19 protein-coding genes are annotated in these 20,247 nt (G+C 61.8%); 10 read left to right on the top strand and 9 right to left on the bottom strand.

The features are described 5' to 3' along the window. Both thiE and NQL71_RS18055 read right to left on the bottom strand, forming a co-directional pair. Nucleotides 1–624, bottom strand: a complete 624-nt coding sequence (gene thiE / locus NQL71_RS18060; RefSeq protein WP_077185814.1) for a thiamine phosphate synthase — start codon at nucleotides 622–624, stop codon at nucleotides 1–3. 18 nt (nucleotides 625–642) lie between these two features. Next, the gene (locus NQL71_RS18055) at nucleotides 643–1,440 is read right to left on the bottom strand and encodes a hydroxymethylpyrimidine/phosphomethylpyrimidine kinase (RefSeq protein ID WP_046815827.1); all 798 of its coding nucleotides are present in this window, start codon (nucleotides 1,438–1,440) and stop codon (nucleotides 643–645) included. Between the two features lie 302 nt (nucleotides 1,441–1,742). On the opposite strand from NQL71_RS18055, the gene NQL71_RS18050 reads away from it, so the two are divergent. The 4 genes from NQL71_RS18050 to NQL71_RS18035 all read left to right on the top strand — a co-directional run bounded on the left by NQL71_RS18050 (nucleotide 1,743) and on the right by NQL71_RS18035 (nucleotide 8,240). Continuing rightward, nucleotides 1,743–4,127, top strand: a complete 2,385-nt coding sequence (locus NQL71_RS18050; RefSeq protein ID WP_248687010.1) for a hybrid sensor histidine kinase/response regulator — start codon at nucleotides 1,743–1,745, stop codon at nucleotides 4,125–4,127. A gap of 74 nt (nucleotides 4,128–4,201) precedes the next feature. Continuing rightward, complete coding sequence (locus NQL71_RS18045) at nucleotides 4,202–5,851, top strand: acyl-CoA dehydrogenase family protein (RefSeq protein ID WP_274643079.1); 1,650 nt, start codon at nucleotides 4,202–4,204, stop codon at nucleotides 5,849–5,851. A 184-nt stretch (nucleotides 5,852–6,035) separates the two neighbouring features. Then, complete coding sequence (gene amn / locus NQL71_RS18040) at nucleotides 6,036–7,535, top strand: AMP nucleosidase (RefSeq protein ID WP_178134371.1); 1,500 nt, start codon at nucleotides 6,036–6,038, stop codon at nucleotides 7,533–7,535. Nucleotides 7,536–7,604: 69 nt separating this feature from the next. Beyond that, nucleotides 7,605–8,240, top strand: a complete 636-nt coding sequence (locus NQL71_RS18035) for a pseudouridine synthase (protein WP_077185816.1) — start codon at nucleotides 7,605–7,607, stop codon at nucleotides 8,238–8,240. On the opposite strand, the gene NQL71_RS18030 is transcribed toward NQL71_RS18035, so the two are convergent. Both NQL71_RS18030 and NQL71_RS18025 read right to left on the bottom strand, forming a co-directional pair. Further along, a complete protein-coding gene (locus NQL71_RS18030; RefSeq protein WP_046815823.1) occupies nucleotides 8,235–8,444 on the bottom strand; it encodes a DUF2788 domain-containing protein in 210 nt (69 codons plus the stop codon). The two genes, NQL71_RS18035 and NQL71_RS18030, sit on opposite strands and share 6 nt — an antisense overlap. A 199-nt stretch (nucleotides 8,445–8,643) precedes the next feature. Further along, nucleotides 8,644–9,123, bottom strand: a complete 480-nt coding sequence (locus NQL71_RS18025) for an Lrp/AsnC family transcriptional regulator (RefSeq protein WP_007894448.1) — start codon at nucleotides 9,121–9,123, stop codon at nucleotides 8,644–8,646. 435 nt (nucleotides 9,124–9,558) lie between these two features. On the opposite strand from NQL71_RS18025, the gene NQL71_RS18020 reads away from it, so the two are divergent. Continuing rightward, on the top strand, nucleotides 9,559–10,563 hold the full coding sequence (locus tag NQL71_RS18020; protein WP_274643078.1) for a DUF6515 family protein: 1,005 nt from the start codon (nucleotides 9,559–9,561) through the stop codon (nucleotides 10,561–10,563). Here NQL71_RS18020 and NQL71_RS18015 read toward each other — a convergent pair. Both NQL71_RS18015 and pmcY read right to left on the bottom strand, forming a co-directional pair. Continuing rightward, complete coding sequence (locus tag NQL71_RS18015) at nucleotides 10,548–11,453, bottom strand: cation diffusion facilitator family transporter (protein WP_077185818.1); 906 nt, start codon at nucleotides 11,451–11,453, stop codon at nucleotides 10,548–10,550. The genes NQL71_RS18020 and NQL71_RS18015 overlap by 16 nt on opposite strands. Before the next feature lie 29 nt (nucleotides 11,454–11,482). After that, nucleotides 11,483–11,902 (bottom strand): periplasmic Zn2+ metallochaperone PmcY, encoded by a 420-nt coding sequence (pmcY, locus tag NQL71_RS18010; protein ID WP_166619548.1) that lies wholly within the window; start codon nucleotides 11,900–11,902, stop codon nucleotides 11,483–11,485. Nucleotides 11,903–12,011: 109 nt separating this feature from the next. Here pmcY and hrpB point away from each other — a divergent pair, with 109 nt between their 5' ends. Continuing rightward, complete coding sequence (gene hrpB / locus NQL71_RS18005; protein WP_274643077.1) at nucleotides 12,012–14,531, top strand: ATP-dependent helicase HrpB; 2,520 nt, start codon at nucleotides 12,012–12,014, stop codon at nucleotides 14,529–14,531. A 9-nt stretch (nucleotides 14,532–14,540) separates the two neighbouring features. On the opposite strand, the gene NQL71_RS18000 is transcribed toward hrpB, so the two are convergent. Together NQL71_RS18000 and NQL71_RS17995 are read right to left on the bottom strand one after the other, a co-directional pair. Then, complete coding sequence (locus tag NQL71_RS18000; RefSeq protein WP_274643076.1) at nucleotides 14,541–15,617, bottom strand: endonuclease/exonuclease/phosphatase family protein; 1,077 nt, start codon at nucleotides 15,615–15,617, stop codon at nucleotides 14,541–14,543. 66 nt (nucleotides 15,618–15,683) lie between these two features. After that, nucleotides 15,684–16,358, bottom strand: coding sequence for a YciC family protein (locus NQL71_RS17995; protein WP_046815779.1), 675 nt, complete (start codon nucleotides 16,356–16,358; stop codon nucleotides 15,684–15,686). A gap of 177 nt (nucleotides 16,359–16,535) precedes the next feature. Here NQL71_RS17995 and NQL71_RS17990 point away from each other — a divergent pair, with 177 nt between their 5' ends. From NQL71_RS17990 to NQL71_RS17980, 3 genes are all read left to right on the top strand, one after another. Beyond that, nucleotides 16,536–17,303 (top strand): DUF2076 domain-containing protein, encoded by a 768-nt coding sequence (locus NQL71_RS17990; protein WP_274643075.1) that lies wholly within the window; start codon nucleotides 16,536–16,538, stop codon nucleotides 17,301–17,303. A gap of 128 nt (nucleotides 17,304–17,431) precedes the next feature. Then, the gene (locus NQL71_RS17985; protein WP_007946629.1) at nucleotides 17,432–17,911 is read left to right on the top strand and encodes a LabA-like NYN domain-containing protein; all 480 of its coding nucleotides are present in this window, start codon (nucleotides 17,432–17,434) and stop codon (nucleotides 17,909–17,911) included. A 22-nt stretch (nucleotides 17,912–17,933) separates the two neighbouring features. Further along, the gene (locus tag NQL71_RS17980; RefSeq protein ID WP_046815777.1) at nucleotides 17,934–18,545 is read left to right on the top strand and encodes a 3'-5' exonuclease; all 612 of its coding nucleotides are present in this window, start codon (nucleotides 17,934–17,936) and stop codon (nucleotides 18,543–18,545) included. Nucleotides 18,546–18,676: 131 nt separating this feature from the next. Here the strand turns inward: NQL71_RS17980 and NQL71_RS17975 are convergent, their stop codons facing one another. Further along, a complete protein-coding gene (locus tag NQL71_RS17975; RefSeq protein ID WP_274643074.1) occupies nucleotides 18,677–19,129 on the bottom strand; it encodes an Lrp/AsnC family transcriptional regulator in 453 nt (150 codons plus the stop codon). A 164-nt stretch (nucleotides 19,130–19,293) separates the two neighbouring features. Here NQL71_RS17975 and yedA point away from each other — a divergent pair, with 164 nt between their 5' ends. Further along, nucleotides 19,294–20,223: a drug/metabolite exporter YedA gene (yedA, locus tag NQL71_RS17970; RefSeq protein ID WP_077185823.1), complete on the top strand. Its 930-nt coding sequence runs from the start codon at nucleotides 19,294–19,296 to the stop codon at nucleotides 20,221–20,223. The last annotated feature ends 24 nt before the right edge of the window (nucleotides 20,224–20,247 follow it).

Here is a 20,247-nt window from a genome sequence, read left to right as displayed (position 1 = left end):
TCAGATTTTCAGTAATTCGTTAAAGGCGCGGGCACGACGGGTCACTTCAGCCGTGCTCTCGGCGCCGAACAAGCCATGCACCACCGCCAGCAGATCGACGCCGTGGGCCACCAGCGGGGCGGCGTTGTCCAGGGTGATGCCGCCGATCGCGCAGATCGGCAGGTGCAACTGCTGGCGGGCCTGGTCGAGCAGGTCGAGGCTGCAGGTCGGTGCGCCGGGCTTGGTGTTGGAATTGAAGAAGCGGCCAAACGCGACATACGTGGCGCCTTCCTTGGCAGCTTGCTCGGCCAGTTCGAGTTGCGCGTGGCACGTCGAGCCAATGATGGCCTTGGAGCCGAGCAGGGCGCGGGTTGGCGACAGCGGGCCATCGGTCTGGCCCAGATGCACGCCCACGTTCAGGCGTGCCGCCAGCTCGGCGTCGTCGTTGATGATCAACCGGGTCTTGTAGCGTTCGCACAGATCGCGCAGGGTTTCGGCCTCGCGCAGTCGACGGGCTTCATCGCTGCTTTTGTCGCGATACTGCAGCAGGGTGACGCCGCCTTCCAGCGCCGCCTCTACGTACGAAAGAAATTTACCGGCCAGCAACTGGCTGTCGGTAATGGCGTACAGGCCACGTAGTTTCATCAAGCAGGCCTCATGGCGTTACGAACAGAAGTCCAGTGGCAGGCGGCGTGGCACGAATTGGCCTTTGCCCAGCTGCTCCGCATCGCGCAGGGTGCGCCACGTGTAGTTAAGTGCAGTCTGTACGGCGCTGGCGAGGTTTTCACCTTGGGCCAGACGGCCGGCAAGCGCACTGGCCAGGGTGCAGCCCGAGCCGTGGTAGCTGCCAGGCAGGCGTTGACAGGTATAGGTTTCGCGCAAGCCATCGCGGCTGTACAGGCGGTTGTGGATTTCGGTTTCGTCGCCATGGCCGCCGGTGATCAGCAGGTGCTTGACGAATGGCAGGAGTTTTTCAGCGCACTGGTCCGCGGTGCCTTCGGGCAGTTCCGCGAGGATACGGGCCTCGGGAAGGTTGGGGGTGGCGATGATCGAAAGCGGCAGCAGGCGTTCGCGCATGGCATAGCCGACTTCGTCCTTGCCCAGGCGTCCACCGCCACCGGCGCGCAGGACCGGGTCGCAGACTACTGGCAAGTGCGGGTGCGCCGAGAGCAGTTCGACCACGGTGTCGACCATTTCCAGGGAACCGAGCATGCCTAGCTTGACGGCGGCGACTTCGGAATCGTTGAGCACGGCATTGGCCTGGGCCAACACCCACTCACGGTCGAGGACGCGAAAGTCAGTGACATTGACAGTGTCTTGCACGGTCAGGGCGGTAACGGCCGGAGCCGCATGGCAACCCTGGGCGAGCAAGGCTTCGATATCTGCCTGCAAGCCGGCGCCACCACTTGGGTCGTGGCCGGAGAGACAGAGGACAACGGGGCGAGAGCTGTAGATATTCATGGTGCGCGAGCTTACCACCAAACATCTTTTTCCGGGCGTCGGCCAATGAACGTTGATGCGGGAAATGACACCTGCTTTCAAGCCCTTGTCCTTTTCTGTTCGATAGAACCGCTCTAACTCAATAATCTTCGCTGGAACGCCCGTGCTAGAGCTGTTGTAGGAAAAATTTCTGTAGTGCTCATTAGCCATCAACGGCTATGCTAGAGTGGATCCAAACCAATAATGGGTGTCACCGGTTTACGTCTACTCAAAAGGAATGGGGGGCTTCCTGACAAGACCGGACAGGCCACGCTGGGGCATAAATGCGCTATTTGCTGATGTTTGTGTTGTGTTTGCCCCTCTTGGCGAACGCCGTTGAGTTCAATGAACTCACCCAAAGCCTTCCCCTCGGGCGAACCCTGCAAGTGTTTGAAGATGTGGGTGGTCAGGCGACCGTCGCTGATGTCCGTGCGCAGGCGGCGGCCGGCAACTTCAAGGCGCATGATAAAGACACCCTCAACGCCGGTTATTCGCGATCGGTGTTCTGGCTGAAAATCGATTTGCATTATCGCCCGACCCACCCGTCTGCGCACCGGACCTGGCTGCTGGAGTTGGCGTACCCACCGCTCGATCACCTTGACCTGTATCTGCCTGATGCAAGCGGCAATTATGAGTTGGCCAGGCAGACCGGCGATGCCTTGCCGTTCGCCAGTCGCGAAATCCGCCAGAACAACTACCTGTTCACTGTGAATTTTGCCCCTGACCAGGCGCAAACCCTGTACTTGCGCCTGCAAAGCCAGGGGTCGATCCAGGCCCCGGTCACGCTGTGGTCCAGTACGGCGTATCTCGAAGACCAGCCGGTGCGCCTCTATGTGTTGGGGCTGATCTACGGTGTATTGCTGGGGATGCTGGTCTACAACCTGTTCATCTACCTCAGCGTGCGCGACACCAGCTATCTCTACTACATCTTCTACATCGCCTCGTTCGGCTTGTATCAGCTGTCTGTGAACGGCGCCGCCGTGCAGTACTTCTGGCCCGACAATCCCTGGTGGGCCAACGCTTCTACGCCCTTTTTCATTGGTTGCGCCGGGTTATTCGGCAGCCAGTTCGCGCGCAGCTTCCTGCAGACCGCCACCCTCAGCCGCTGGATGGATCGCTTGCTGCTGGCGTTGGTGGCCTTCGGCGCGCTGGTGGTCGGGCTTTCCCTGATGACCAGTTACGCCCTGGCCTTGCGCCTGGCCACGACCCTGGCGCTGACCTTCACGGTGGTAATCTTTGCCGCGGGTATTTTTGCCTGGCTGCGGGGGTTGCGGGTCGCGCGTTATTTCATCATTGCCTGGTCGGCGTTTCTGCTCGGCGGCATCATCAATACCCTGATGGTGCTGGGTTACCTGCCCAACGTCTTCCTGACCATGTACTCCAGCCAGATCGGCTCGGCCATCGAAGTGGCGCTGCTGTCCATGGCCCTCGCCGACCGTATCAATGCCATGCGTGAGCAGCAGGCGCAAACCCTGCTCGACGCGGGGCAAAAGCTTGAGGTGCTCAACCAGCAACTGGCACACAGCAACAAGCTCAAGGACGAATTCCTCGCCACCCTGACCCACGAGTTGCGCACGCCCATGAACGGCGTGATCGGTTCTCTGGAACTGATGCAGACCGTCGAGATGGACCCTGAGCTGGAGCAATATCAGCAAACGGCTGCGGGGTCGGCGCGGGACATGATGCGCATGGTCAACGGCATTCTCACCCTGACAGAGCTGCAGGCCGGCAAGCTCACGGCGACCCCGGCTACCTTCAGTTTGCGCGCGGTGGTGGAGACATTGCGCGCACAGTTCGATGGTAATGCTTCGAGTAAGTCGCTGGACTTCAAGGTCGACGTGGCTCCCGGTGTGCCGGATCGCTTGCACGGCGATAGCGTAAAGTTGGCGCAATGCCTGGAGTGCTTGCTCGATAACGCCATCAAGTTCACCCGGGTGGGTGGACTGGCGCTGCGGGTCACTGGGAAAACGCTCAGCCCCGAGCGACTGGCATTGTCCTTTGCGGTGATCGACACCGGTATCGGCTTCACCGATCTTGGCGAGGCGACGATGTATCAGCGCTTTTTCCAGCTCGACGGTTCGATGACGCGCGAGTACGGCGGCCTGGGTGTCGGCCTGGCCATCTGCCGGCAACTGGTGGAGCTGCTCGGCGGACGCCTGACACACCGCTCCGAGCCGGGGCGCGGTAGCCGTTTCCAGCTGGACGTCGAGTTTGACGTGCCGGCACCGGAGCGGCCTGCCGTGCCACTCGCGACGCGGGAGGGGGCACAAATGCGCCTGCCACAGGATTGCAGCGTATTGCTGGTGGATGACAACAACGTCAGTCAGTTGGTGATGCGCGGTATGTTGCTTAAACTCGGATTCCGCGTGCGAACGGCTGACAGCGGCCTCGCCGCACTCGATTTGCTGCAGCGCGAAAGCTTCGATGCGGTGCTGGTCGATTGTCAGTTGCAGTCCCTGGACGGTGTTTCCCTGTGCTGCCAGGTCCGGGCGTTGCCTGGTTGCTCGCAACTGCCGGTGTTCATGATCGCCCTGGGTACTGACCGGGAGCGCTGCCCGACCGGCGCGCAGATCGACCATTTGAGCAAGCCGGTGAAGTTCGAGGACTTGCAGGCCGCGCTTCATCGACGAGTGCTCTGTGCAGAGCAGGGCGAAAGCGCCGACAGTTAGGCAGATATGACACTTTGTTCGGCCAATGGGCGGTGCTTAACTGAAATCCCTTGGCTGACCAAAGGAGCCCCGTCATGAACCTGCATCAGTTCGCCGAAACCCACGACGTCACCAACCAGCCGCCTTCGCTGGATGGCGTCAACCTGTATCGCATCGACTTGCCCCTGCAGGAGTGGTTGCGGCGTTTCGGGGCCGGTTGGGCCGAATCGCGGATCGATGCATACGGCGCTCTCGCTGGCGGACCGCTGATGGCGGCGGGATTTCTGGCCAATCAGAACAAACCTGTGTTCAGCAGCCATGATCGCTACGGTCATCGCATCGATCTGGTGGAATTTCATCCGGCCTATCACGAGTTGATGCGCACAGCGGTCGAGCATGGCCTGACCTCGTTGCCCTGGGCTCATCCGCAGGACGGTGCCCATGTCGCCCGCGCCTCCATGACGTACTTGCACAGTCAGGCCGAGGCCGGCAGCGGCTGCCCGCTGACCATGACATTCGCCAGTGTTCCGGCGATGCGCCTGCAACCGGACCTGGCAGAGCAATGGCTGCCAAAGATCCTCGCCACGAAATACGATCCGCGCAACGTCGGCATGGCCCACAAGGCCGGGGTTACCATCGGTATGGCCATGACCGAGAAGCAGGGCGGTACCGACGTCCGGGCCAACACCACCAAGGCCTATCCCGTGGGCGCCAGCGGTCCTGGCCAGGCTTACGAGCTGGTGGGGCACAAGTGGTTCTGTTCGGCGCCCATGTGCGATGCCTTCCTGACGCTGGCGCAAACGGACAAGGGCCTGACCTGTTTCCTGCTGCCGCGGCATCGTCCGGACGACACGCGCAATCAGTTCTACATCCAGCGCCTGAAAAACAAACTCGGCAACTGCTCCAATGCGTCCAGTGAAGTGGAGTTTCGCGGTGCCCTGGCGTGGATGGTCGGAGAAGAGGGGCGCGGGGTGCCGACGATCATCGAGATGGTCGCCATGACCCGCTTCGATTGCATGGTCGGCTCAAGCTCGTTGATGCGCCAGGCACTGACCCAGGTCAGCCATCACTGCGCCCACCGCCAGGTGGGCGGCAAGTTGCTCAGCGAACAGCCCTTGATGCAGAACGTGCTGGCGGACCTGGCACTGGAAAGCGAAGCCGCCCTGGCCTTGAGCCTGCGCATGGGCCGGGCGCTGGATCATCTGGATGACGCACAGGAAGCGAAGTTTGCCCGGCTGGTGACGGCCGTGGGCAAGTACTGGATCTGCAAGCGCGCGCCGGCCATGATCAACGAAGCCGCCGAATGCATGGGTGGGGCGGGATACGTCGAAGACAGCATCCTGCCACGCCTGTACCGCGAGGCTCCGGTGAACTCGACTTGGGAAGGTTCCGGCAACGTGCAATGCCTCGATGTGCTGCGAGCCCTGTCCAAGGAGCCGGGTGTGCTCGATGCTCTGTTCAGCGAGTTGGGCGATGGTCATGGCGACAAGCGTCTGGCCGCGCACATCAGCCAGTTGCACAGCGCTTTCAAGGACACCGGCGACATTCAATACCGCGCCCGGCAATTGACCGAAGACATTGCGCTCGGGTTGCAGGCCAAGCTGTTGCTGGAGGCGGGGAATGCGGCGGTGAGTGACGGGTTTATCGCCAGTCGTTTGAATGGCGGTGGCCGGGTTTACGGTGGGTTGCCGCGCGGGGTGGATGTGCAAGCCATTGTCGCCCGGTCCACCCCGCAGGGATTCTGAACACAATCGGATGAGCGCCACTCAACCCTGTGGGAGCGGGCTTGCTCGCGAAAGCGGTTTTCAGTCGGCATCATTGTTGAATGATCTACTGCTTTCGCGAGCAAGCCCGCGCCTACATTGATCGGTGGTGAACATTCTATTTGTGCAGTGGCCACTGTTCCCGTGAAGCGACGTTACAGGCAAGATGAAGGCCTGCAAGTCAGAACACAGGATGCTGATCGTGACCGAAGCTTTTATTGTCGTTCAAACCGCCGAGCAAGCTGTAGACCGGCTTGCGCTCTTGCACAATCGTGCAACCACCGCGCTGAGCCAGGCGCTCAAGCGTTATCTCAAGGATCGTGTCGAGCCGGACGCCGAACAACGGGCGATGTTTCGTTATCCCGAACTGCGCCTGACTTATCTCTGCCAGGGCGAGGTCCCGCAGACCACGCGCGCCTACGCCAAGGTCCAGTTGCCGGGCACCTACAGCGTCACCGTCACCCATCCCTCCGCCTTCCGTAAATACCTGCTGGAGCAGCTCGTGCCGTTGATGCACGACTTCACCGTGACTGTAGAAGTCGGTGTCAGCCAGCAGAACATTCCTTATCCGTACGTGGTCGAGCAGGGCGATGAGTTGGCCGGTTCCGGTGTCACCGCCGCCGTGCTGGCGCGGGTGTTCCCCAGTACCGACCTGTCGGCGGCGACCGACGGAATTGCCGATGGTTTGTACGATTGGGAAAACACCGATCCGCTGCCACTGGCATTGTTCGATGCCGCCCGGGTGGATTTTTCCCTGCGCCGCCTGGTGCATTACACCGGCAGCGACTGGCGGCATGTGCAGCCATGGATCCTGCTGACCAACTATCACCGCTACGTCGACCAGTTCATCGTCCATGGCCTGGAGCAACTTCGCAAAGACCCGCGCTTCGTGCGCATGGTGCTGCCGGGCAACGTGATCATCGAAAAGAGCATGGATCACGGCGAAGCCTCGGCGATTGCTGCGGGCGTGGTCTGGCATCGCTACCAGATGCCGGCCTACCACCTGATCGCCACCGACGGTCACGGCGTGACCCTGGTCAATATCGGCGTCGGGCCGTCCAACGCCAAGAACATCACTGACCATCTGGCGGTACTGCGTCCGCATTGCTGGCTGATGATCGGCCACTGCGGTGGCCTGCGCCAATCGCAGACCATTGGCGACTACGTGCTGGCCCACGCGTATATGCGCCGTGATGGAATTCTCGACCGGGTCGTGCCACCGAATATCCCGATTCCAGCCCTGGCCGAAGTGCAGCTCGCACTGCAACAGGCGGCGGCCAACATCACCGGCGAGAAGGGTGACGAACTGAAAAAACGCCTGCGTACCGGCACCGTACTGACTTACGACGATCGCAACTGGGAGTTGCGCTGGGCCCAGGAACGGCCGCTGATCAACCTGTCCCGCGCGGTGGCGGTGGACATGGAAAGCGGCACGATCGCGGCCCAGGGTTATCGCTTGCGGGTACCTTACGGCACATTGCTCTGTGTGTCGGACAAACCCCTGCACAGCGAGATCAAGTTGCCAGGGTCAGCCAACGCCTTCTATGAGCGCGCGGTCAGCCAGCACTTGAAAATCGGCATCGAAGCCGTGGATCTGCTGCGCACCGAGCTCAATTCGTTGCACTCGCGCAAGCTGCGCAGCTTCGACGAGCCACCGTTCCGCTGATTTGTCGATGGTTATTTAACGGTCGGGCTACTAGCATTGGCAGCCCTGACCGTTAGATGTTTGTACGCCATGTCCCGTCCGCCACGTCCTGTTTCCCGCCGCCCTGGCGCAAAACCATCCCCCGCAGCCCCGCGCCGTGTCGCCAAGGCGCCACCGGCCGAGCCCAGGTTGATCCTGTTCAACAAACCTTTTGATGTGCTGACGCAATTCAGCGACGCAGAAGGGCGCTCGACCCTCAAGGACTACATCGATGTTCCGGGGATCTACCCCGCCGGACGGCTGGACCGCGACAGCGAAGGCCTGCTGCTGCTGACCAATGACGGCCAGTTGCAGGCGCGCATCGCCGACCCGAAACACAAACTGGCCAAGACCTACTGGGTGCAAGTCGAAGGCGAGCCCAGCGCCGAGCAGTTGCAGCGCTTGCGTGACGGTGTCGAATTGAACGATGGCATGACCCTGCCTGCCGAGGCGCGGCAACTGGATGAGCCGCAGTTGTGGCCGCGCAACCCGCCGGTACGCTTTCGTAAAAGCGTGCCGACCCATTGGCTGGAGCTGGTGATTCGCGAAGGCCGCAACCGGCAGGTGCGCCGCATGACCGCGGCGGTCGGGTTGCCGACGTTGCGGCTGGTGCGGGTCAGGATCGGTGACTGGTCGATCGAGGGGCTCGATCAGGGCCAGTGGAAAGAGGTGCCGGCGCGTTTATAAAGTGCCGGTTTCGATCAGGCCGATCACCACGCTCTTGATGACGAATGCCGCCACGCCAAGCCCCAGCACGAAAAACAGGATGAACGAGCCGAACCGCCCGGCCTTGGACTTTTTCGCCAGATCCCAGACGATGAAACCCATGAAAATGATCAGGATGCTGACCAGGCCGGTCATCATCCACTCTTCAAAAACTGCAGGATCCATTGAACATCTCCGGCGCGGGCGAGGCTGAAAGGGCGCGCGGAGTATACGCCACTGGATATTGGCTGGGCGTTGACCTGCGGCAGTGTGTCGCAGCTATTCGTCGCCTGTGCTGGCCCCTTCGCTGGCAAGCCAGCTCCTGCAATGAATCTCCAGCGTATATGAAACCCCTGTAGGAGCTGGCTTGCCAGCGAAGGCGATTTTAACTGCGCAGATGAGTCAAAGGCAGTTCAGTGCTGTTCAACACCTGGTTCAACACAAAACTCGAACGCACACTGGTCACCCCTTCAATCCGCGTCAGATGCCCCAACAGCAATTTCTGATAATGGTCCATGTCCGGCACCACCACCTTGAGCTGATAATCGGCATCCATCCCGGTCACCAGGCTGCATTCCAGTACCTGCGGCAAGGTGCGGATGGCGGCTTCGAAGTTTTCGAAGCGCTCCGGCGTGTGTCGGTCCATGCCGATCAGTACGTACGCCGTCAGGCTCAGGCCGAGCATCTTGCGGTCGAGCAGGGCGACCTGGCGGGTAATGTAGCCATCGTCTTCCAGCTGCTTGACCCGCCGCGAGCAGGGTGAAGGCGACAGGCCGATGCGTTCGGCCAGCTCCTGATTGGAGATGCGCGCATCGCGCTGCAATTCAGCCAGAATGCTCAGGTCGTATCGGTCAAGTTTGCTCATCAAACGGTCCCTTGTCATAACTATTGCGACAGATTATCTATCCAGGGTTAAAAATTGCGCAAGTGATGTTTATTTCAGCAATCTTCGCAATCCTCTGCCGCCGCCCCAGGCCTATTCTTATCACCAGAATCACTGCTCGGACAAACAGTCCACAGCGGCCCGCCGAATCAGGCCCGCCGCGGTCGCCACCCCCACAGGGGATGTGCTGGCCCCCGAGCTGCACACTGTCCAGAAGACGGCGTGAGGTGAGCCGACGTCAAAAGCGTCGAGCACGGACGAAGTTCTCAAGGGGAGGCCGACGGGTCTCCCCTTTTTCTTGCCCGCGATTTTCCTCCCGCCCTCATTAAATAAGTCGCGCGACTGATAACCTGTTGCAGAACCGGCCTGGGCAATTCCAGTCTTATGTACAGGCCCTGACCCGCATTGAGGAAAAGCATGAGATCGCGCATCTGGCGTTTAGCCGGTGTTGGTGTGTTATGTGTCAGTGTCAGCGCGCATTCGCTGGCCGACCAGCCGCAAAACCAAGGCCCCGAGGGTGGACAACACGGGGACGGCGGCCATCAGGGCAGCAATCAGGGCCATGGCGGCAACAACCCGCCGCGCCCGCAAAATGGCCAGCAGCAGCATCAGGACAATGGCCAGAATCAGAATCCGCACAACAATGGCCAAGGGCAAAGCCGTCCAGTGCCGGATTACAACAGCCGGGTGCGTTCGCCGCCGCCACCGCCGCAACTGCCGGCCAACGACCTGCCCATCCAGCCTCGACCGGACACGGTACAACAGACTCAGCCGCCACGTCGTGGTTACTATCAGGACGAGACGCGGCGCAACGATCCCAACCAGCACTGGAATGGCTACACAGGCGCGCCGTCCAATGGCAATAACCATTGGCAGGGTCGCCCCAGTGGTCACGGCAATGGCTGGGGCCCCGGCCCGCAGTATCGTCCAGGTCATGTGATCGACCGCTTTCCCGACCGAGACTACCGGGTGCCCTACGGTGGCCGGGACTATTACTACTCCGGTGGCTACTGGTATCGCCCGCAAGGCCCGCGTTATGTAGTAGTGCAGCCACCGCGCGGGATTCGCATCCAGTACCTGCCCGATTACGCCCGTGAAGTCTGGATCGGTGGTTCGTTGTTGTTCCTGGCGGCTGGTGCCTATTACGCCTATCAGGAAAGCACTCAGGATTACGTGGTGGTCGAGCCGCCCGGCCAACCGCTGGCGAGCGGCAATGGCTACGACGTGGAGGCTTATCCGGCCAACGGTCAGTCACCGGAGCAGGTCAACCAGGATGGCTACGATTGCTACCGCTGGGCGGTCGAGCAGAGTGGTTTTGATCCGCGGGTCGATACCTACCAGCCGGACCCGACGGTGGTGCAGACTTACCGTCAGGCCCAGGGTGGTTGCCTGAGCAGTCGCGGATATCAGGTGACGTTCTGAGCCTTGGCGGCCTGGACGACTTCCTGCGGATCGGCGTGCACCAACACTTCAGCCCGCGGGTAGGCGGCATGAATCGCATCGGCAGCCTGGTCGCTGATGCCGTGGGCGACTGACAGGGTCAGTTCCCCCGGCAATTCCAGGTGCAACTGCACAAACCACTGGTTGCCGGAAATCCGCGTACGCAAGTCATGGGCGCCCAACACCCCCGGTACACTGCAGGCCAGTTCCAGCATGTGCTGGCTGACATCCGGCGGCAATTCTTCATCCATCAACACCGCAAAGCTTGCCCGGGCGATGGTGATTGCGCTCCAGAGGATGTACGCAGCAATCCCCAGGCCGAACCAGGGGTCGACCTGATGCCAGCCAAACCCGGCGAGCACCAGCGCCACCAGGATGCTGCCATTGAGCAGCAGGTCTGAACGGTAATGCAGGGAGTCTGCGTGCACGGCGTTAGAGCCGGTGGCCTTGACCACCCGATGCTGCACCATCAGCAGCGCCAGGGTCAGGCCCAGCGAGAACACGATCACGCCGATGCTGATCCACGGCGCGCCCACCGGTTCCGGATGCTTGAGCCGGTCCACTGCCTGTAGCGCAATCAACACCGCACTGCCGCCAATGAATAGCGCCTGGGCCATGCCCGCCAGTGACTCGGCCTTGCCATGTCCGTAGCGATGATCGTCGTCGGCCGGGCGCAAGGCGTAGTGCACCGCCAGCAGGTTGAGCAGCGAGGTCACGCCGTCGAGTGTCGAGTCGGTCAGCCCGGCGAGCATGCTCACCGAACCGCTCAACCACCAGGCGATGGCTTTGGCGACGATCAGCGTGCAGGCCACCGCTACCGAGGCACGGGTCGCCAGCCGCAGCAGGCGGGCGTGTTCGACGCTTGAGATCATGGGTGCGGATGTTCCTTGTCGTGCCCCGATTAAGCGGCGGGTTGCAGGCCGAACATGGCCAGTTGCTGGGCGCTGCCCTTGTGCTGGATCAGGCGTGGATCATCCAGCGGCAAGCTGAGGCCCAGTTCACGCTGCAGAATAGACTGCAACTTGAGGTTATCGACCTGGCCGTCGGCGCCAATGGCGTCCTTGAGTTTTTCCGGATCGACCTGGGCGGTCTTGCCCGGTTCGAAGTAGATCGCACCCGTGGCGAAGTCCACGGCAAACGCGATCAGGCCGGGGATGATGTAGAACAGCAGGCCCACGGCATCGAGCACGGCAATGGCCGGGTCGATCTTGCCATCGATCTGGCCGCGGCGATCGGGATAGAAGATCGAACCGCAGGCAGTCACTTGGGTCAGCAGGGTCGCGACCAGAACACCGCCGATCAGGCGAAAGGGAACACGCATATGAAATCTCCTGGGTAATCTCAAAACGAAGCGTCGTCGATATGAATTAGGACCGCAACGAACACTGGGCAGTTCGCCGTTATACTCGCGCCTCTGTTTGGGAGCCAGCATGATTTCTTTGCCGATTGATGAAGTTTTACCCGCCCTGCGTGAAGCCCTGGCGAGACGCCACGAAGCCGTGCTTGAAGCACCGCCCGGCGCCGGTAAGACCACCCGGGTGCCCCTGGCCTTGCTCAACGAACCGTGGCTGGCCGGGCAGACCATCCTGATGCTCGAGCCGCGCCGGCTGGCTGCGCGGGCGGCGGCGGAGCGCCTGGCCAGTGAGCTGGGCGAGAAGGTCGGGGAAACCGTGGGCTATCGGATTCGCCTGGACAGCAAGGTGGGGCCCAACACCCGTATCGAAGTGGTCACCGAAGGCATTCTCACCCGGCGTTTGCAGGACGATCCGGCGCTGGAGGGCGTGGGCCTGTTGATCTTCGATGAGTTCCACGAGCGCAGCCTCGACGCCGATCTTGCGCTGGCCCTGAGCCTCAATGGCCGCGAGCTGTTCCGTGACGATCAGCCGCTGAAGATCCTCCTGATGTCGGCCACCCTGGAAGGCGAACGGCTGGCGGGGTTGCTGGACGACGCGCCGATCCTGCGCAGCGAAGGCCGTATGTACCCGGTGGCGATGCGCTGGGGCCGGCCGTTCCAGGTCGGTGAATTTATCGAGCCACGGCTGGTGCAGACCGTCCTCGAAGCCTTGAACGACGAAGCCGGCAGCGTGCTGGTGTTCCTGCCTGGGCAAGCCGAGATTCGTCGCGTGCATCAACAATTGGCGGATGCGCTGGGCGATAACCCTCAGGTCCTGCTCTGCCCGTTGCACGGTGAACTGGACCTCGCCGCGCAAAGGGCGGCGATCGATCCGGCGCCGCCGGGCCAGCGCAAAGTGGTGCTGGCCACCAATATCGCCGAGACCAGCCTGACCATCGACGGCGTTCGCGTGGTGATCGATGCCGGGTTGGCGCGGGTGCCGCGTTTCGATCCCGGCAGCGGCATGACCCGCCTCGACACCCAGCGAATTTCCAAGGCCAGCGCCACCCAGCGTGCGGGCCGGGCAGGGCGACTGGAGCCGGGTGTGTGCTATCGCCTGTGGTCGCAAGATCAGCATGAACAATTGGCGGCTTATGGCAGCGCGGAAATTCTTTCGGCGGATCTGGCCGGTTTGGCGCTGCAGCTTGGTCGTTGGGGTGTGACACCGGGCCAGCTGGTTTGGCTTGATGTACCACCGGCAGCGGCTTATGCACAGGCTCAGGACTTGCTGGTGCGCCTTGGTGCATTGGATGGCGAAGCGCTGACCCGTCACGGCCAGGCCATGGCCGAACTGCCGGCGCATCCGCGTATCGCGCACCTGTTGTTGCGAGGACAGGCGCTCGGCCTGGCCGACATGGCGTGCGATGTCGCGGCGTTGCTTGGCGAGCGCGACATCTTGCGTGGCGCGGGTGCCGACTTGCACAGCCGCTTGGCGCTGCTGTCCGGGGAAGAGCGCGCCGCTCGTGGTGCCCAAGGCGGCGTGCAACGCGCCCGTCAACTGGCGCGGCAATATCGCGGCTATTTGCGCGGCAAGGCGTCGGAGCCGGTCAGCGACGTCGATCATCCGCGCTGGCTCGGCGCGCTTCTGGCGTTGGCCTATCCCGACCGCGTTGCCCAACAACGCCGTGCCGGCGGCGCCGAGTATCGCCTGGCTAACGGTCGTGCTGCGCTGTTTGCCGAAGCCGACAGCCTGATGAAGCAGCCTTGGCTGGTCATCGCCGATCTCGGCAGCCGTCAGGGTCAGCGTGAAGAGCGGATTTACCTGGCGGCGGATTTCGACCCGGCGCTGTTCGAATCGGTACTGGCCGAGCAGGTGCGATGCGTCGATCAACTGGATTGGGATGAGCGCGAAGGTGTGCTGCGGGCCGAGCGCCAGCGCAAGGTCGGCGAGCTCATTCTCAGCCGCGAGCCGCTGACCGGCCTTGATGAAAGCGCCCGCAGTCAGGCTTTGGTCAATCTGGTGCGACGCAAAGGACTGGAGCTGTTGCCGTGGACCCCGGAGTTGCGCCAGTGGCAGGCGCGGGTGGCGTTGTTGCGCCAGCTGGACCTGGGCAGCAAGGGTGAAAGCGATTGGCCGGATGTCAGCGACGCTGCGCTGCTGAACAACCTTGAGCACTGGCTGATGCCGTACCTGGGCAAAGTCTCTCGGCTCAGTCATTTCGCCAACCTCGACCTCTCGAGCATCGTTCACAACCTGTTGCCATGGCCACTGCCGCAACGCCTGGACGAATTGGCTCCGCACCACTTGAGCGTGCCGTCGGGTTCATCTATTCGCCTGGACTACAGTGAACAGCCGCCGATCCTGGCGGTGCGCCTGCAGGAACTGTTCGGCCTGGCCGAAACCCCGCGCATCGCCGGTGGCCGGCAGGTGGTCAAGCTGCATTTGCTGTCCCCGGCGCGGCGGCCGGTGCAGGTGACCCAGGACCTGGCGAACTTCTGGCGCAGCACCTACGCCGAGGTGAAGAAAGACTTGAAGGGGCGCTACCCGAAACATTACTGGCCGGACGACCCGCTGGTGGCCGAAGCCACGGCACGGATCAAGCCGCGCAAGCCATGACTCGCCAGGCTAGGGCGCGGCGGGCAGCAGAAAGCGTGCTATTACCGGCAGGTGATCGGAGATGCGCAGGGTATCGTCCTGCCGGACCACCGCCTCGACCCGTTTGATCCGCGGGCTGTAGAACAGGTAGTCGACGGTCCGGTCCGGGCCGTTCAAAGCGGCATCGTTCGGGTAATGGGTCAGCCAGCGCGCGCGGTCGATCCCGCCGGATTCGTTGTTGGTGGGGATCATCGGGTACTTGTCCCACAACAGATGCAGGACGCTGTCGGCGGAGTAGGGCGTGCGCTGCTCGCCGGGCAGGCGTTGGTATTGGCCCAGCGGCAGCAGGTTGAAGTCGCCACCGATCAGCCAGGGCGTGCCGCGGCTTTCGAACTTGTCGAGGACCTTGGCCACGGCCGCGACCTGCGCCTGCAGCGTCTCGTCGGGTTGGCTCGCACGATCCAGATGGGTGTTGAGGACCGCGAGCTGGGCGCCGTCGCTCAAGGGCAGGTACGTCACCAGCAAAGCGTTTTTCGGTTGGAACTGGCGACTGATCGGGTTGGCCGATGTGATCGGCAATTGCAGACGCTCGGCGTGTTCGATCTGATAGCGGCTCAGGGTCGCCAGTTGCCGGCCGACGCTGCCGAAAATGTGCGGGTTCGGCACGAAGTCAGCCTTCCAGTCGAAGGCATGGGCACTGCACGGATACAGGTCGGCGAACCGCTCCTTCAGCAGCTTGAGCTGGTTCTGGTAGTCGCTGGCCTTGGCGCCGTCATCGAGCTCCTGCAGCAGCACGACGTCCGGTTGCTCGTCGCGGATCACCCGCGCCACTTCATCGAGGCTGAAGGCCATGTCTTCCGGCGTGGGGGAGTCGTCGGCGCCGGTGGCCAGGTCATTCCAGAACACATAGCGCTTGCCCGCCAGGTACTGGACGTTCCAGGTCATGACCTTCAGTGCCTGGCCCGGTGCCAGGGTGGGCGCCTGGGTGCAGCTGACTGGCGCTGTTTCCCTGGCCTCGGGTCGCCAGGTCAGGCTGTAGACCGCCACGCCGGCCAAGCCGATGACGATCAACAAACCCAGCAAGGTGTAGCGCAGCAGTCGGGTCATGGCTCGGCTTATCGCGTTACGGAAGTTGACCCCGAGCATACCCGACTGACGAGCGGTCGCCCACGGTCAACGTGGACCATCGATTTTTTCCGGCACTTCGCTGATCAACATGAACAGGCGGAACAGCACCACGCTGGTGAACAGCTGCAGGAAGCTGTGGGCGCTGTCGATCAGCAGCGAGATCACTGGGTTCTGCGGCTCGGGGTACGCCGCCAATGTGGCGCCCTTGAGCAGCCACAAAGGGGCCATCACACACAGGATGCACACCAGGATGCGCATGAAATGACCGCGGGTCAGGCGCAGGCTTTCCTTCATGGCTGCAAGCGGCGCCAGGCCGCGCAGCACCAGCAGGTACTCGCCGAAGGCCAGGGTCACCATCAGCCAGATGCCCGGCAGGAAGTACAGCGACAGGCCAAGCAGGATCAGCAGGGTGTTCAGGGCGGTCAACAAGGCGAAACGCGGCCACAGATAGGCAGACCTCGACAGTAGCTCGCGATTGCTTGGCGATTCGCCACGGCTGCGGGCGTCGAGGAACAGGATCAGCGCGGCGGTGTACAGCGGATAGACCAGCAAGCCGACGATCACACTGATGCCGGGGAAACTGTCCGGCTCGGTGGAGTGGTCGACCACTTGTTGCAACAGGGCCTCGATGATCACCAGCGGCAGGCACAACTGCACGATCTGGCCCAGATTGCGTTTGAAGAAGTACAAGGAGTCGCGCAGTACATCGAACGGATTCATCAGTTGGTATCGCAGGTTGAAAGCAGTGGCACACTTTAACCGATGATGTGCCGGAGGGCGCAAACGTAAACGTTGGGTAAAGCTCATTGAAACAACTTGTTTCAGCCTCCATTAAGGTCGGGCACCTTATCCTTTGTGGATACAGGCACGATTTTCCCGGCAATCTACGAGGTCGCCATGAACAGCGAAGAACAAACCCTGATCGATGGACTGTTTTCCCGGCTGCAACAGGCCGAAACGGACTCAGCCCCGCGCGACGCCCAGGCCGAGGCGAGGATCAAGGAGCACCTGACACGCCAACCGGCGGCAGGTTATTTCATGACCCAGGCCATTCTGGTGCAAGAGGCAGCGATCAAGAGCCTCGACGGACAGAACAAACAACTGACTGCGCAAATCCAGCAATTGCAGGCCGAGCTGCAACAGGCAAAGGCGCAAACGTCCGCGCCGGCAGCGAGCAGCGGTGGCTTCCTGTCGAGCATCTTTGGTGGCAATAGCCGTGATCCGCAGCCTGCGCCTGCGCAACCGGCGTCTTCGAGTGGTGGCGGCTGGCGTGAGCCGGCGCGTCCGTCATTCAACGCGCAACCACCGCAGCAGAACTTCGGTGGATCTCCACAGCAGGGCTATGCACCCCAGCAACAGGCCCCGGCGGCGGGCAGCGGCTTCCTCGGCGGCGCGCTGAAAACAGCGGCCGGCGTGGCCGGTGGCGTGATGCTGGCACAAGGCATCAGCAGTCTGTTCCACCACAATCAGCCGGCGCAGGAAATCGTCGAGGTCATCAAGGAAGAACCGGCCCAGGTCAACGACCAGGGTAACAGTGGCTGGGGCGATGATCAGCGCATGGCCGGCAATGATGGCTATGCCAACGATCAAGGCGGTTTTGCCGACGCCGACTACAGCGATGACAGCTCATCGTTCTTCGGCGGTGACGACGACTCCTTCGTCTGATACGCCATTCGTCCGGGGCGCTGCGGCGCTCCGGGCCGATTATTCGCGAAACCCACCTTTTGGCTGGCATACTGGGCGACTTTTCGGGCCTGGTGCCTGATCCTGCCTGCGCGCTAATGAGGTGTCCGGTGAAAAAAATCGCAGTGTTCGCCGATGTCCAGAACCTCTACTACACCGTGCGCCAGGCTTATGGTTGCCACTTCAACTATGCCGCGTTGTGGGCCGACATCAGCAAGCAAGGCGAGATCGTCGAGGCCTACGCCTACGCGATCGATCGTGGCGACAGTAAACAGCAGCAGTTCCAGCAGATCCTGCGCAACCTCGGCTTCACCGTGAAGCTCAAGCCCTATATCCAGCGCAGCGATGGCTCGGCCAAGGGCGACTGGGATGTGGGCATCACCCTCGACATCATGGACGCCGCCGACCATGTCGATGAAGTGGTGCTGGCCTCTGGCGACGGTGATTTCGACATGCTGCTGGAGCGCATCATCAGCAAGCATGGCGTGCAAGCGGTGGCCTACGGGGTGCCGGGCCTGACGGCCAACTCGCTGATCCGCGCCGCCAGCCGCTATGTGCCGATCGAAGGCGCGTTGCTGCTCAAGAATTGATTTTTACGGAGTTGAAACAGGTTTGGAACGCATAGCAGTCATCGACTTTGAAACCACCGGGATCTCTCCGAGCAGCAGCTGCCGAGCCACGGAAATTGCCGTAGTGATCCTTGAGCAAGGACGCATCGTCGAGCGTTACCAGAGCCTGATGAACGCCGGCGTGCGCGTCCCGGGTTTTATCGAACAACTGACCGGTATCAGCAACGCCATGCTGCGCACCGCGCCTTCGGCCGAGCAGGTAATGAACGAGGTCAACGAGTTCGTCGGCACCACGCCTCTGCTGGCGCACAACGCGGCGTTTGACCAGAAGTTCTGGGATTTCGAACTTGGGCGAATCAAGCGCACGCGCTTGCAGAACTTTGCCTGCTCGCTGCTACTGGCGCGTCGCCTCATGCCCGCAGCACCGAACCACAAGCTCGGCACCCTGACCGCCTTCGCCAACCTGCCCCACACCGGCAAGGCTCACCGGGCCATGGCCGATGCCGAGATGGCGGCCAACCTGATGACGCACCTGGCCGGGGAGTTACGGCAGAAACACGGATTGCGCGAGTTGTCCCATGACTTGCTGTGCACGTTGCAGAAGGTCCCGGCAGCGAAGGTGGGCGAACACCTCAAGCGCTATCGCGGATTCTGAAAGCAGCACGAATCCCCTGTGGGAGCGGGCTTGCTCGCGAAAGCGGTATGTCATTCAACATTGATGTTGACTGGACTGGCGCTTTCGCGAGCAAGCCCGCTCCCACATTTGGATCTTTTGTAACCTCGGATTTACCTGCCATTCCCTTCGATATGCCCCAACGGCACGCGCTTCTCTATCGCGCTCGACAGCACAATCGACGTCTTGCTGAAGCCAAACGTGGCAATCCGGTTGATCAGCTCTTCCAGCTCCGGCATCGAACCCACCGCCGCCTGCATGATCACGCATGGGTCACCGGTCACTCGGTGGCATTCGGTCAGCTGCGGGATCTTGATCAGGTCGTTGTAGGCTTTCTGATTGCCATGCTGGTTCAGGCGCAATTCGATCACGCACTGGATCGGCAGGCCGAGCTTGGCCATGTCGACTTTCGCCTGGTAACCGGTGATCACCCCGCTGGATTCGAGTTTGGCCACGCGTTCGGCCACGGCCGGGGCAGAGAGGTTGACCTTGCGCGCCAGGTCCGCGTAGGACGCGCGACCGTTTTCCAGCAGGGCGCTGAGCAGCATGCGGTCGTATTTGTCCATGGTCGAACTCCTCAAAATCACGGACTTTCGAAAACATGGTTTATAGCGCTGAACTCCGTGTTTTGAAAAGTGTACCGATGCTTTAAACAGGTTTTGTAACTTATTTTCCTGCACCAGCCTTTCTAAAATAGCCGTTCACTTGTCTTGCCTGTGAGCTGCCCGCCATGCCTGGTCTACGTCGTTTTCCCTTGCCGTTAATCGCTGCCTTTTTCGCGTTGTACGTGATTTGGGGCTCGACCTACCTGGTGATCCGCATCGGCGTGGAGTACTGGCCACCATTGCTGCTGGCGGGAATTCGCTTCGTGATCGCCGGGACTTTGATGTATGCCTTCCTGCGCTGGCGCGGGGCGCCGGCACCGACCTGGGCGCAATGGAAAGCCGCCGGCATCATCGGGGTGTTGCTGCTGGCTTGCGGTAATGGCGGGGTCAGCCTGGCCGAACACACGGGGGTGGCCTCCGGTGTCGCGGCACTGGCCGTGGCGACGGTGCCGCTGTTCACCCTGCTCTGTGGATATTTCTGGGGCGCGCGTAATACCCGTCTCGAATGGGCCGGGATTGCGCTCGGCATGATCGGCATTGCCATGCTCAACCTCGGCTCCAACCTGCAATCGAGTCCGCTGGGTGCGGCATTGCTGATCTTTGCCGCGGCGACCTGGGCGTTCGGCTCGGTGTGGAGCAAACATTTGCCGTTGCCTCAAGGCGCCATGGCCAGTGCCGTGGAAATGCTGGTGGGCGGCGTGGTGTTGCTGATCGGTAGCGCAGTGAGCGGTGAACACCTGGAGAAGGTCCCGCCCATCGAGGGCTGGGCGGCGCTGGCGTACTTGACCGTGTTCGGTTCGATCATTGCCTTCAACGCCTACATGTACCTGCTCAAGCATGTGCGTCCGGCTGCCGCCACCAGTTATGCCTACGTCAACCCGGCGGTGGCCGTGTTGCTGGGGATCGTGTTTGTCGGAGAAACCATTGGCATCGAGGAGGCACTGGCCATGTTGGTGATCATCAGTGCCGTGGTGCTGATCGGCCTGCCGCAGTGGCGCCGCACACCGCAACGGCCAGTGGTAAAGGCTGTGCCAACAGAATCCCGTGTGAATTAGGGTAAACTGCGCGGCATTGCATCT

It is taken from the genome of Pseudomonas serbica, from assembly GCF_028823535.1.
GTDB classification, from domain to species: domain Bacteria; phylum Pseudomonadota; class Gammaproteobacteria; order Pseudomonadales; family Pseudomonadaceae; genus Aquipseudomonas; species Aquipseudomonas serbica.
Note: the sequence above shows the minus strand (reverse complement) of the source record. Positions and strands in the feature narration are given on the sequence as shown.